The following is a 12,537-nucleotide window of genomic DNA, read 5'->3' on the forward strand; positions in this document are numbered from 1 at the left end:
TTCTTCGCCGGCGACAACGGCAAGATCTACCGGGCCAGCATGCCCATCGGGAACTTCCCGGGCAACTTCGGCAGCTCCTCGACCGTGATCATGAGCGACACGACCAACAACCTGTTCGAAGCCGTCCAGGTCTACAAGCTCCAAGGCCAGAACAAGTACCTCATGATCGTCGAGGCGATCGGCGCCCAGGGCCGCTACTTCCGCTCCTTCACCGCCACCAGCCTCAACGGTTCGTGGACCCCGCAGGCCGCAAGCGAGGGCAACCCCTTCGCCGGCAAGGCCAACAGCGGCGCCACCTGGACCAACGACATCAGCCACGGCGAGCTGATCCGGGTCAGCGCCGACCAGACCATGACCGTTGATCCCTGCAACCTGCAGCTGCTCTACCAGGGACGCAATCCCAACTCCGGCGGCGACTACGGCCAGTGGCCCTACCGGCCGGGCCTGCTGACACTGCAGCGCTGACGGCGTGGGCCGTTCGGTCTGGAGTCGCCGTCCGCGGCGCTCCAGACCGAACAGGAGGGCCACGTCACATTCCCCGGGACGGACGCAGACGGGGTTGACCCCCATGACGATCGAAAATAGGTTAACCAGGCAAAAGTGATCGATCACTCTTTGGGTCGTCCAAAGGAGTTCCACCATGCCTGCGTCCTCGTCCCCGGTCCGTGTCGCCGTCGTCGGCGCCGGGGGCATCGCGAAAGCCTGTCACCTGCCCGCCCTGGCCGCGGCCGGCGATGCGGTACAGGTCGTCGCCGTTTCCGACGTCGATCCCGCCCGCGCGCGCGAGCTGGCCGACGCCTACGACATCCCCGCCCGCCACACCGACCTGACCGAGATGCTGGCGGCGGAGAGCCCCGATCTCGTGGTCGTCGCCACGCCGCCGGTCGCGCATCGCGAGGCGGTGACAGCCGCGCTCGACGCCGGCGCGTGGGTGTGGTGCGAGAAGCCGCCGACGCTGTCGCTGGCCGAGTACGACGAGATCGCCGCCCACGAGAAGGACGGCGGCCCCTACGCCGGCTATGTCTTCCAGCACCGCTTCGGTAGCGCGGCACAGCGCTTACGCCGGCACATCGGCGACGGCGAGCTGGGCGCGCCGCTCGTCGCCGTGTGCCACACGCTGTGGTACCGGGGTCACGACTACTTCGAGGTGCCCTGGCGCGGCAAGTGGGAGACCGAGGGCGGCGGCCCGACCATGGGCCACGGCATCCACCAGATGGACCTCCTGCTCAGCCTGCTCGGCGACTGGCACGAGGTGCACGCCGTGGCGGCCACGCTCGGACGCCGCGTCGAGACCGAGGACGTGTCGTTCGCGATCGTCCGCTTCGACTCGGGCGCCATCGCCTCGATCGTGAACAGCGTCCTGTCCCCCCGCGAGACCAGCTACCTGCGCTTCGACTTCACCGACGCCACCGTCGAGGTCGAGCACCTGTACGGCTATGACAACTCCAACTGGCGCTGGACGCCCGCGCCGCACGTCACCGACCAGGACCGCATCGCCGGCTGGGCGCCGGCCGACAACACGCCCAGCTCGCACCGTGCCCAGCTCGCCGCCCTGCTGGCCGCCTTGCGGGCCGGCGAGCGGCCCCCGGCGAGCGGCGCCGACGGCAGGCGCGTCATGGAACTGATCACGACCATCTATCAGTCCGCCATCACGGGACGTCCCGTCGCCCGAGCCGAGCTCGACGAGACGAACCCCTTCTACCGCTCGCTCAACGGCGGCGACACGCCGGCTGCCGCCAGCCGCCTCAAGTGCAAGGAGAACACCCATGCCTGACTCCAGGCTCAGCGTCCGCGACCAGGACAAGTCCCTGATCGTCACCGCCGGCGACGTGGAGATCGCGCAGTACGTCTATCACCCGGACGCGCCCGACGCCGAGTCGCCCAAGCCCTACCTGCACCCGATCCGCAGCCTGTCCGGCGCGCCCATGTCGGTCTACCGGCCGCACGACCACCGCTGGCACAAGGGCCTGCAGATGACGTGGGCGCACCTGTCGGGGCAGAACTTCTGGGGCGGCCCGACCTTCTCGGTGGAGCGGAACTACCACTGGGAGGACAACCTCGGCCACATGAACCACGTCGGCTTCACCGAGCTCTCCTCCGACGGAGAGCGGGTGACGGTGGAGGAGAGCCTGCACTGGGTCTCGGCGCAGGGCGAGCACTGGATCACCGAGCAGCGCCGCCAGGTCTTCCACGGGGTGGACGCCGAGCGCGGCATCTGGGCCCTGGACTTCACCACACAGCTGCGCAACGTCCGCGGCGCCACGCTCGACTTCGGCAGCCCCACCACGCACGGCAGGCCGCTGGCCGGCTACGCGGGCTACTTCTGGCGCGGCCCCAGGTCCTGGACCGGAGGCACGATCATCGCCGCCGGCGGCCGGGGCGGGGAGGAGATGATGGGCGCCGAGGCCCCGTGGCTGGCCATGGTCGGGCAGCACGACGAGATCGACGGCGGCGGCACCGTGCTGGCCATCGCCGGGCACTCCAGCGCCTCGGTGCCGATCAAGTGGTTCGTCCGCAGGGAGGCGTTCGCCGTGATCAGCCCCTCCCCCTCCTTCGACGAGGAGATCGCGCTGGCCGACGGCGACACCCTCGAACTCGCGCACCGCTACGTCTTCATCGACCACATGTGCGACCGGGCCGAGCTGGACGAGCTCGGGGCGGAGTTCGCGCTGTGACCCGGCCGCGGGTTTGAGCCGAGCCGCCGGGTCACGCACGCGCATCGCGTGCCCGGCGGCTCGGCGTGGGCGACCCCGGCTCAGCGTGGGCGACCCCGGCTCAGCGTGGGCGACCCCACCTCAGCGTGGGCGACCCCACCTCAGCGCAGGACGATCGTCGTCAGGGCGCGTGACGGGAACGTCACCACCCCGTCCAGAACGGGACGGAGATCGAGCGAGGCGTTCGCGTCGGTCAGGTAGACCTCGGCCGTCTCGCTCACGCCCGACCAGGTGACGGGGGCCAGGCCGGTGTTGAGCACCTCGACGACGCGGGAGCCGTCGGGGTTGCGGAACGCGCACACCCGCAGCGAGGGCACCCCGGCCGCGGCCTCGATCCTGACCGCCCCCGGCCGGATGAACCTGCTGAACGCGGCCAGCGCCCACAGCCGCTTCGAGACGTGGTACGCCCCCTCCGCCTCGTCGATCCGCAGCAGCGCCCTGGTGCTCCCCGTCGAAGCCCCCAGCCAGTACAGGTAGGCCGAGACGTTGCCGAGGGTGAGCGCGTCGTGCACGGCCGAGGCGATCGTGTAGCCGTCGAAGCCGCTGCCGTCGTACCAGCTCTCGTTCCAGTGGGTGCCGTTCGGGTGCCACTCCGACATCCACGTGGGCCGCTTGGTCGGCAGCGGACCGTCCACGGGGGTGGCGTAGCCGTGGCCGCTGTAGACCCGCACCCAGCGCCGCGCCTCGGGGTCGGCCTCGATGGCGAGCGTGTAGGCCTGGGCCTCGGTCCAGCCGAGCGACTCGCAGCACACCACCCGCACGTCCGAGGCCATGGGACCGAGCACCTTGACGAACGCGGCGGCCTCCTCCGGGGTGAAGCGCATCGAGGCGTGCTTCGCGGTCCAGTCGGGCTCGTTCGCGAAGCCCAGGTCGGTGATCCGGATGCCTTCCTGCTGGTAGAACCTCGTGTACTGGACCAGGTAGTCGGCATAGGCACGCTGCCACTCGGGCTTCAGCCTGCCGCCGTTCTTCTCCTCGCCGTTGTCCTTCATGTAGCCGGGCGCGCTCCAGGGGACCGCGAAGAAGCGCTCGACGCCGTACTCCTGAGCGGCCTTGGCCATCCAGACCTGGCTGTTGTCGTCGCCGTCCCAGACGTACTTGGGCGGGGCGTCCGGGCCACCGGGGTCTTCCGGCTGGATCGACACCATGTCGTCGTACGGGCTCCCGGCCGGCGCCGAGCCGATGCCGAGGCGCAGGATGGTGAGCCCGGCCCCTTTCTCCCGGCTGAACCACAGGTCGAGGATCTCGCGCTGCTTGTCCTGCGGGAGAGCCCTGATCAGTTCGTTGCGCCGGAAGGCCGTGGAGACGCCGAACCCGTCGATCGTCTGATGCCGGACCTCGTCGTCGATCATGATCGCCGGCGGATCGGCCGGCCATGATTCGTTCATCGTCAGAGCTCTGGGGTGATAGGACTCATGGCGCCATACAGTTAGCACACCGGTGCCGTCCCGCTCAATACGTGCACTCCGTTCTCAGGCGGGCGGCGGCCCGACCGTCTCTCGAACGACGACCCGGTTGATCGACCGTGCGGGAGGCTCCGGCTCGGGCTCGCCGCGCACTTTCGCGATGAGCCTGGCCATGGCCTCGCGCCCCTGCACCTCCCGGTCGACGGCCACCGTGGACAGCGCGGGAGTGGCGAAGCGTCCCAGTTCCTCGTCGTCCCAGCCGAACACGCTGACATCGCCGGGAACCCGCCAGCCGCGCGAGAGCGCTCCGCGTACGGCGCCCATGGCCACGTGGTCGTTCACGGCGACGACGGCGGTCACGCCGCACCCGTCCGGCAGCCCGCGTACGGCGTCGTAGCCGGATTGGGCGCTCCAGTCACCGAGGGCGACGCCGTACGAGGTGAGCCCGAGGCGCTCGATCGTCTGCTCGTAGACCAGCTTGCGGTTGCGAGCCGACGGCCAGCTCTGCGCGCCCGCGATGTGGAAGAAGACCCGGTGGCCGAGCGAGGCGAGATGTTCGACGATCTCCTGGACCGGGGAGGCGTCCGCCAGTTCGTTGACCCCGCGCAGCTTGTCGTCGTAGTCGCCCGTGACGACGACGGGCACCGGCGAGGCGGCCGGGTCGATCTCCAGGGGCGTCAGCGACAGGATGCCCTCGACCTGCCCCGAGCCGGCCAGCTCCAGGATCCGCTCTGCCCTGGCGCGCGGATCGCCCTCGACGCTGACGACCTCCAGCTGGAAGCCCTCGTCGTGGGCGGCGGAGGAGGCGGCGCGGAGCAGGCGCGCCGGCCACAGGTGGGTGGGGGCGGGCAGGGTGATCGCCAGCCGGTTCGTACGCCGGGTGCGCATGGAGCGCGCGACCAGGTTCGGCCGGTAGTTGGACTCCTGGACGACGCGGTCGATCTTTGCGCGGGTAGCCGGTTTCAAGCTCTCGTTGTGGCGGAAATACCGAGAAACCGTCTGATGCGAAACCCCCGCGCGCCGGGCCACCTCATGGATCGTGAGGCGCGGCGTCTCGGCCTCGTCCAAGGGACCCCTCCGCTCGTTCTGTGCGCCACAGCCTAGCCGGTGCCGCCGACAAGGCATCGACCAAAGCGCCCTGTACGGCGCGGCCGCCACGCTGCGCGGCATGGCGGAGGCGGCCCGCCATCCTGTGCGGCAACGACGATCTCGCGCTCGGTGTCATGCGAGCCGCACGCGAGACCGGGCGGGACATCCCCGGCAGCACCCAGCCGTGCGAGGGGCGGACCGGCCGGTGCTACGTGAGCGGTAACGCTTTTCATGGATGAAAGATTCACGGCCCGGCCGTCCGGCCACGTGCCCGCGGAGCGGCTTCCGGTCGTGCTCTTTCCCCCTCTGCCACCTGACCGATGCCGTGACGTCGCCGCGCCGGCCGCGCCTCCTCGAGGAAATGGCGTGCCCCTTCACATGGGCTTTCCTCTCCCGCACTGCTCGTTCGGCCGTATTCCCACGGGGCTTTTCGGCTAGTTCGGCATTTAAGGCAGACAGACCGCCGGGACGGTCGTCATCCTTCAAGATTTCGTGGCCTGCCGGCGGATCGACCGAAGCTTGCCGGGAGAGTCACACGACTCTATGTTATCGCTAACAGTTATCGCTAACACCGTTGCGGGCCAGGCGTCGCCTGTCTACGTCGCTCCACGGATCTGCACAACCTCTTAACTCTGACAAGGGCTCTTCCCCTTCCTGAGAGGTTCCGCCCATGGCATCGTCATCATTCCCGTTCAGTCGCCGCCGGCTGCTCACCACTGCCGGAATCGCCACGGCCGGCGGCTTGCTGGGCGTCGGCACCGCGCGGGCCAGCAGCGCTCCGAGCAGCTACACACCGACCTGGTCATCGGTCGACCAGCACCCGCCGGCTCCCGAGTGGTTCCAGGACGCCAAATTCGGCATCTACTTCCACTGGGGAGTCTTCAGCGTTCCCGCGTTCGCCAACGAGTGGTATCCGCGCAACATGTACTTCAGCGGCTCTAACGAGAACAATCACCACAAAAGCGTCTACGGTGATCCTTCGGTGTGGCCGTACCACAACTTCATCAACGGCGCCCGGGACAAGGCAGGCAATTGGGTGCAGTTCGCGCCGAAGCTGAAGTCCGCCGGCGGCAACTTCGACCCCGACGAGTGGGCCCAACTGTTCGCCGACGCCGGCGCCAGATTCGCGGGACCGGTGGCCGAACACCACGACGGCTACTCGATGTGGAACAGCCGGGTGAACGAGTGGAATTCGCTCGCCACCGGTCCCCGGCTCGACCTGCTGCGGTTACACGCCGACGCCATCCGGGCCAAGGGCCTGAAGTTGCTGGTGTCCCTGCATCACGCGTACAACTTCACCGGCTTCTACGAGCGCGTACCGGCGCAGTCCACCACCACCCTCAAGAAGCTGTACGGCCAGCTCGACAGGGCCACGGAGAACCAGCTCTGGTACGACAAGCTCAAGGAGGTCGTCGACGGCTACCAGCCCGACATCATCTGGCAGGACTTCAACCTGAGCCAGATCCCCGAGTCCCAGCGGCTGAACTTCCTCGCCTCCTACTACAACCAGGCCATCGCCTGGAACAAGGAGGTGGTCGCCACCTACAAGGACGGGTTCAACACCAGGGGCGAGGTCTTCGACTACGAGCGCGGCGGCCCGGCGGACATCCAGACGCCCTACTGGCTGACCGACGACAGCATCTCCAGCTCCAGCTGGTGTTACACCGTGGGCATCGGCTACTACTCGCTCAACGCCATGCTGCACGCGCTGATCGACCGCGTCAGCAAGGGCGGCAACATGCTGCTGAACATCGCCCCCATGGCCGACGGCACCATCCCGTCCGGGCAGCGCTCGATCCTGCTGGGCATCGGGGACTACCTGCGCCGTTCCGGCGAATCCCTCTACGCCACCCGGGCCTGGACGAGCTACGGCGAAGGCCCGACCAAGATGGGCGGCGGTTCCTTCGTCGAGCCACGACCGGGAACAAACCGGGACATCCGTTTCACCCGCAGCAAGGACAGCACCGTGCTGTACGCCACCGTGCTGGGCTGGCCGGGCAGCACCCTGGACATCACGACGCTGAACTCCAACCGGATCAATCTCGGCAACCTGGCCTCGGCGCAACTCCTCGGCGCCACAGCTGGGTCGTACATCAATCTGCCGAACCGCACTCAGGACGGCTCCGCCCTGCACATCTCCATGCCCTCGTCCACGGCGCCGTTCAGCGCCCCGGCGTACGTGGTCAAGCTCTCCTTCAACGGCCAGATCCCCGCCCTGGGCTCGGGCCCCGTCCCGACGACCTGGGTGCGGATCACCAACGTCACCACCAACCTCGTCCTGGACAGCGGCGGCAACGTCGCCTCCGGCTCGGCGCTCAAGCAGTGGAACTACGACGGCAGCACCAACCTGCAGTGGCAGCTGCTGGACCTGGGCAACGGCTGGTACCGCATCGTCAACCGCACCAACAGCATGGTCGCCGACAGCTGGGGCAACTCCGCCAACGGCGCCTCCTGCCTGCAAGCCGCCTGGAACGGCGGCGACAACCAGCAATGGAGGCTCAACAGCCTGGGCAACGGCCGCTACCAGATCATCAACCGCGGCACCGGCACAGCCCTCGACGGCATGGGCAACAGCACCGCCGGCTCCACCGTGGGCATGTGGACGCCGAACAGCAGCACCAACAACCAGTGGACCATCACCGCGCTCTGATCGGCCCCGGAGCACGACGTCGTGTCACCGATGACGCATCGCCGGATCGCGGGCACGCCGTCAACCTTCCAGCTGACCTTCCCCTCGACGTACGCCGACCTCGGATCGGCAGGGAGAGACACGATGTCCAGACGTAGACCTTTGCTGACCGTCTTAGCGGTCGCGGCACTCGCCGTCCTGGTGGTCACAGGAGGCCCGGCGCTGAGCGCCAGCCTCGGCACGACCACCGCACGCACGGTCAGTGCCGCGGCGGCGACCGCGGGATGTGGCAAGGCACCCGGGCTCGCGAGCGGCACGCACTCGATCCAGAGCAGCGGCAAGAATCGCAGCTACATTCTCAAGGTCCCCGACAACTACGACGCGAACCACCCTTATCGGCTGATCTTCGGTCTCCACTGGCTGGGCGGAACCGCTACCGATGTGGCCACGGGCCAGACCGTGCAACGGGACGTCTGGGCCTACTACGGCCTCCTGCGCCTGGCGAACAACAGCACGATCTTCGTCGCGCCCCAGGGACTCAACAACGGCTGGGGCAATAACAACGGTGAAGACCTGACCCTTGTCGACGACCTGATCAGACAGATCGAGGGTGCTCTCTGCGTCGACACGACGCAGCTGTTCGCCACGGGCTTCAGCTACGGCGGCGCCATGTCGTACGCGATCGCCTGCGCCCGGGCGAATGTCTTCCGCGCGGTCGCGGTCCAGTCCGGCGGGCAGCTCAGCGGATGCAGCGGCGGCACCCAGCCCATCGCCTACATGGGGATCCACGGCATCAGGGACAACGTGCTCAGCATCTCCGGCGGGCGGTCCCTTCGCGACCGGTTCGTCAGGAACAACGGCTGCACCGCCCAGAACCCGCCCGAGCCGGCACAGGGCAGCCTGACCCACAGAATCACCACCTATTCAGGCTGCTCGGCCGGGCATCCAATCGTGTGGGCGGCGTTCGACGAAGGCCACATCGCCGCGCCACAGGACGGAGCCGGCGGCGACAGCGGTACCCGCACCTGGGTCCCGGCAGAGGTATGGAAGTTCTTCACCCAGTTCCAGAGCGGCACGGACCCGACACCGACACCGACTCCCACGCCGACGCCGACCCCGGTTCCCGGGGCGTGCTCGGCGACGATCGAGACGGTCAACAGCTGGGAGGGCGGGTTCCAGTCGACGGTGACGGTCCGGGCGGGCAACGCGCCGGTCAACGGCTGGACCGTGAAGTGGACCTGGCCCGGCGGGCAGAGCATCAGCAGCCTGTGGAACGGCACGCACAGCGTCACCGGCTCCGCCGTGACGGTGCGCAACGCCCCCTACAACGGCTCCATCCCGGCAGGCTCGTCCACCACCTTCGGCTTCACCGCCAACGGCACCGCGGCCGCTCCCACCGCCACCTGCACCAGCCCCTGATCCTGTGTTCACCCCGGGGCGGCCGACACCACGTTGCGGAGGTCTGCCGCCCTCCGCTCACCTTTAGGAGTCTCCTTGCGCAAGGTCGGAACTCTGCTCGCCGCCGGCATTCTCGTAGGCGGTCTGATCGCCCTGCCGGACGAGGCGGGGGCCCTCGAGAACGGGGTGGCCCGCACACCCCCCATGGGCTGGAACAGCTGGAACACGTTCGGCTGCAACATCAGCGAGACGTTGATCAAGCAGATGGCCGACGCGATCGTCAACTCCGGCCTGCGCGACCTGGGCTACAAGTACGTCGTGGTCGACGACTGCTGGTTCAACCCCACCCGCGACTCCGCGGGGAACCTGCAGGGCAATCCGTCGCGCTTCCCCAGCGGAATGAAGGCCCTCGGCGACTACCTGCACGCCAGAGGGCTGAAGTTCGGCATCTACCAGGTGCCGGTGGACAAGACCTGCGCCCAGTACTTCAACAGCTACCCGGGCGCGACCGGAAGCCAGGGGCACGAGGTCCAGGACGCCAGGCAGTTCGCCGCTTGGGGCGTGGACTACCTGAAGTACGACTGGTGCTCGCCCAACGGCACCATCGACGACCAGGTCCGCACATTCGCGAAGATGCGTGACGCGCTGGCGGCGACCGGGCGGCAGATCGTCTACAGCATCAACCCGAACAGCATCCACGCGAAGACCGGCCCTCAGCGCAACTGGGGCGATGTCGCCAACATGTGGCGGACGACCGAGGACATCACCAACAAGTGGGACACCGGCCAGACCAACGGGTACCCGATGGGCATCCAGAACATCGTCAACGTCACCGTCCCGCTCGCGTCGTACGCCAAGCCGGGCGCGTTCAACGACCCCGACATGATGGAGGTCGGCCGGGGCGGCATGACCGACACCGAGATGCGCAGCCACTTCGCCCTCTGGGCGGTCATGGCGTCGCCCCTCATCGCCGGGAACGACCTGCGCACCATGGACCCGGCGACGACCACCATCCTGAAGAACCAGAACCTGATCGCCATCAACCAGGACCCGCTCGGCCTGCAGGCACGCCAGGTCAGCAACGACGGAACCCGGCGGGTGCTGGCCAAGAAGCTCAGCAACGGCGACGTCGCGGTCGCCCTGCTCAACCAGGGCGGCAGCACGACCACGATCAGCACCACCGCGTCCGCGATCGGGCTGGAGGGCGGTTCGTTCACCCTGCGCGACGCGTGGACGAACGCCGTCAGCAGCAGCACCGGCACCATCTCGGCCAGCGTGCCGTCACACGGCACCGTCGTGTACAGGGTCACCGGCGGCACCTCCCCGACGCCGACCCCCACCCCGACCCCGACCCCGACGCCCACTCCCACGCCCACCCCGACCCCCACTCCCACGCCCACCCCGACCGGTTGCACAGCGACGTACCGGCTGGTCAACGACTGGGGCACCGGCTTCCAGGGGGAGATGACCGTCGGCAACAACGGGCCGTCCCCGATCAACGGCTGGACCGTGAAGATGACGCTGGCCGGCGGCCAGACCATCACCAGCGTGTGGAACGGCGTGAACACCGGCACCAGCGGCGCCGTCACCGTCACGAACGCCCCCTACAACGGCACCATCCCCGGGAACGGCGCGACGACGTTCGGATTCACCGCCAACGGCAGCGGCTCGACCACCCCCACCGGCGTCACCTGCACGAGCCCGTAGTCGAACGCCGGCCGATCCCGATCGGCCGGCGTGTTCGCAGCGGAAAGCCCTGCCCACAGAGAGAACGTCACACCTCAAGGAAGGTGAGCACTCATGCGACAGGTCACCTCTGTACGCCGACGGGCAGCGTTATCGGCCGCCTCCGCCGCCGTCGTCGCGCTGTCGACAGTCGGTGCCGGCATTGCCGCGGCGCACGTCGCATCAGCGACTGCGGCGGGATGCCAGGTCACCTACACGGTGACCAACCAGTGGCCTGGAGGCTTCGGCGCGAACGTCAGCGTCACCAACCTCGGCGATCCCGTCAACGGCTGGAAACTGACCTGGTCCTTCCCCGCCGGGCAGGCCATCACCCAGCTGTGGAACGGCTCCTACACCCAGTCCGGCACACAGGTCACCGTTGCCAACGTGGACTACAACGCCGGCATCCCCAGCGGCGGCAGCACCGGCTTCGGCTTCAACGGCAGCTGGAACGGCTCCAACCCGGCGCCCTCGAGCTTCGCCCTGAACGGCGTCACCTGCACCGGCGACGTCTCCACCCCCACTCCCACTCCCACGGTCACGCCACCGCCACCGCCGTCGAGGCAGCCGTGTGACATCTACGCCGCGGGCGGCACGCCGTGCGTGGCGGCGCACAGCACGACCCGTGCCCTGTACGCCTCCTACAACGGCCCGCTTTACCAGGTGCGCCGTGCCTCGGACAACACCACCCGGGACATCGGCGTCCTGAGCGCGGGCGGCGGCGCCGACGCCGCCACGCAGGACTCGTTCTGCGCTGGCACGACCTGCCTCATCACCATCATTTACGACCAGTCGGGCCGTAACAACCGCCTCACCCAGGCGCCGCCCGGCGGCTTCCCCGGCCCGGCTCCGGGCGGGTACGACAACCTCGCGAACGCCGCCAAGGCACCGACCACGGTCTACGGCCGCAGAGCCTACGGCGTCTACGTGGATCCCGGCGTCGGCTACCGCAACAACACCACCAACGGCGTCGCCAAGGGGGACCAGCCGGAGGGGATGTACGCCATTTTCGACGGCACGCACTACAACGGCGGCTGCTGCTTCGACTACGGCAACGCCGAGACCAACAGCCGTGACAACGGAAACGGCACCATGGAGGCCATCTACTTCGGCAACATCAAGGTCTGGGGCTACGGCGCCGGCAACGGCCCCTGGATCATGGCCGACCTGGAGAACGGCCTCTTCTCCGGGGTCAACCAGAAGTACAACGCCAACGACCCGAGCATCAGCCACCGGTATCTGACGGCCATCATCAAGGGCGAGCCGAACCACTGGTCGATCCGCGGCGGCAACGCACAGTCGGGCAACCTGTCGACCTTCTACAACGGACCGCGCCCCAACGTCGCCGGCTACAACCCGATGAAGAAGGAGGGGGCCATCATCCTCGGCATCGGCGGCGACAACAGCCACGGCGCAGCCGGCACCTTCTACGAGGGCGTGATGACCTCCGGCTACCCGTCGGACGCCACCGAGAACGCGGTGCAGGCCAACATCGTCGCCGCCGGCTACAGGTGAGTCGCCGGCCGGACCGGCTTCCGGGATGACCGAGCCCGCAGGCGCACGATACGGCCTTCTG

At 68.5% G+C, this 12,537-nt stretch carries 9 protein-coding genes; 7 read left to right on the top strand and 2 right to left on the bottom strand.

Annotated features, from left to right (window positions below; translation table 11 throughout):
- From AB0H84_RS17110 to AB0H84_RS17120, 3 genes are all read left to right on the top strand, one after another.
- A partial coding sequence (locus AB0H84_RS17110) for a non-reducing end alpha-L-arabinofuranosidase family hydrolase (protein ID WP_357604294.1) occupies positions 1-465 on the top strand: 465 nt, incomplete at its 5' end.
- Positions 466-640: 175 nt separating this feature from the next.
- Positions 641-1,774: a Gfo/Idh/MocA family oxidoreductase gene (locus AB0H84_RS17115; protein ID WP_357604296.1), complete on the top strand. Its 1,134-nt coding sequence runs from the start codon at positions 641-643 to the stop codon at positions 1,772-1,774.
- Positions 1,767-2,675 (top strand): PmoA family protein, encoded by a 909-nt coding sequence (locus AB0H84_RS17120; protein ID WP_357604298.1) that lies wholly within the window; start codon positions 1,767-1,769, stop codon positions 2,673-2,675. The genes AB0H84_RS17115 and AB0H84_RS17120 overlap by 8 nt, the downstream gene beginning before the upstream one ends.
- A gap of 140 nt (positions 2,676-2,815) precedes the next feature.
- Here the strand turns inward: AB0H84_RS17120 and AB0H84_RS17125 are convergent, their stop codons facing one another.
- Both AB0H84_RS17125 and AB0H84_RS17130 read right to left on the bottom strand, forming a co-directional pair.
- A complete protein-coding gene (locus tag AB0H84_RS17125) occupies positions 2,816-4,102 on the bottom strand; it encodes a glycoside hydrolase (protein WP_357604300.1) in 1,287 nt (428 codons plus the stop codon).
- 84 nt (positions 4,103-4,186) lie between these two features.
- Positions 4,187-5,245: a LacI family DNA-binding transcriptional regulator gene (locus tag AB0H84_RS17130; protein ID WP_357604302.1), complete on the bottom strand. Its 1,059-nt coding sequence runs from the start codon at positions 5,243-5,245 to the stop codon at positions 4,187-4,189.
- A gap of 634 nt (positions 5,246-5,879) precedes the next feature.
- Here AB0H84_RS17130 and AB0H84_RS17135 point away from each other — a divergent pair.
- The 4 genes from AB0H84_RS17135 to AB0H84_RS17150 all read left to right on the top strand — a co-directional run bounded on the left by AB0H84_RS17135 (position 5,880) and on the right by AB0H84_RS17150 (position 12,476).
- Positions 5,880-7,859 carry an alpha-L-fucosidase gene (locus AB0H84_RS17135; RefSeq protein WP_357604304.1) on the top strand — a complete coding sequence of 660 codons (1,980 nt, stop codon included), beginning with the start codon at positions 5,880-5,882 and terminating at the stop codon, positions 7,857-7,859.
- A 123-nt stretch (positions 7,860-7,982) separates the two neighbouring features.
- A complete protein-coding gene (locus AB0H84_RS17140; RefSeq protein WP_357604306.1) occupies positions 7,983-9,257 on the top strand; it encodes a cellulose binding domain-containing protein in 1,275 nt (424 codons plus the stop codon).
- A gap of 75 nt (positions 9,258-9,332) precedes the next feature.
- Positions 9,333-10,943, top strand: a complete 1,611-nt coding sequence (locus AB0H84_RS17145) for a cellulose binding domain-containing protein (RefSeq protein WP_357604308.1) — start codon at positions 9,333-9,335, stop codon at positions 10,941-10,943.
- A gap of 93 nt (positions 10,944-11,036) precedes the next feature.
- Positions 11,037-12,476 carry an arabinofuranosidase catalytic domain-containing protein gene (locus AB0H84_RS17150; RefSeq protein WP_357604309.1) on the top strand — a complete coding sequence of 480 codons (1,440 nt, stop codon included), beginning with the start codon at positions 11,037-11,039 and terminating at the stop codon, positions 12,474-12,476.
- Positions 12,477-12,537: the final 61 nt, after the last annotated feature.

The sequence above is a fragment of the Nonomuraea sp. NPDC050786 genome (genome assembly GCF_040654115.1).
Taxonomy (GTDB): Bacteria; Actinomycetota; Actinomycetes; order Streptosporangiales; family Streptosporangiaceae; genus Nonomuraea.

Bases quoted from the DNA above. Each gene is read 5' to 3' on its own strand.
- AB0H84_RS17115 (WP_357604296.1), top strand. From the start codon at position 641: ATGCCTGCGTCCTCGTCCCCGGTCCGTGTCGCCGTCGTCGGCGCCGGG.
- AB0H84_RS17135 (WP_357604304.1), top strand. From the start codon at position 5,880: ATGGCATCGTCATCATTCCCGTTCAGTCGCCGCCGGCTGCTCACCACT.
- AB0H84_RS17130 (WP_357604302.1), bottom strand. From the start codon at position 5,245: ATGCCTTGTCGGCGGCACCGGCTAGGCTGTGGCGCACAGAACGAGCGG.
- AB0H84_RS17120 (WP_357604298.1), top strand. From the start codon at position 1,767: ATGCCTGACTCCAGGCTCAGCGTCCGCGACCAGGACAAGTCCCTGATC.
- AB0H84_RS17140 (WP_357604306.1), top strand. From the start codon at position 7,983: ATGTCCAGACGTAGACCTTTGCTGACCGTCTTAGCGGTCGCGGCACTC.
- AB0H84_RS17125 (WP_357604300.1), bottom strand. From the start codon at position 4,102: ATGAACGAATCATGGCCGGCCGATCCGCCGGCGATCATGATCGACGAC.
- AB0H84_RS17150 (WP_357604309.1), top strand. From the start codon at position 11,037: ATGCGACAGGTCACCTCTGTACGCCGACGGGCAGCGTTATCGGCCGCC.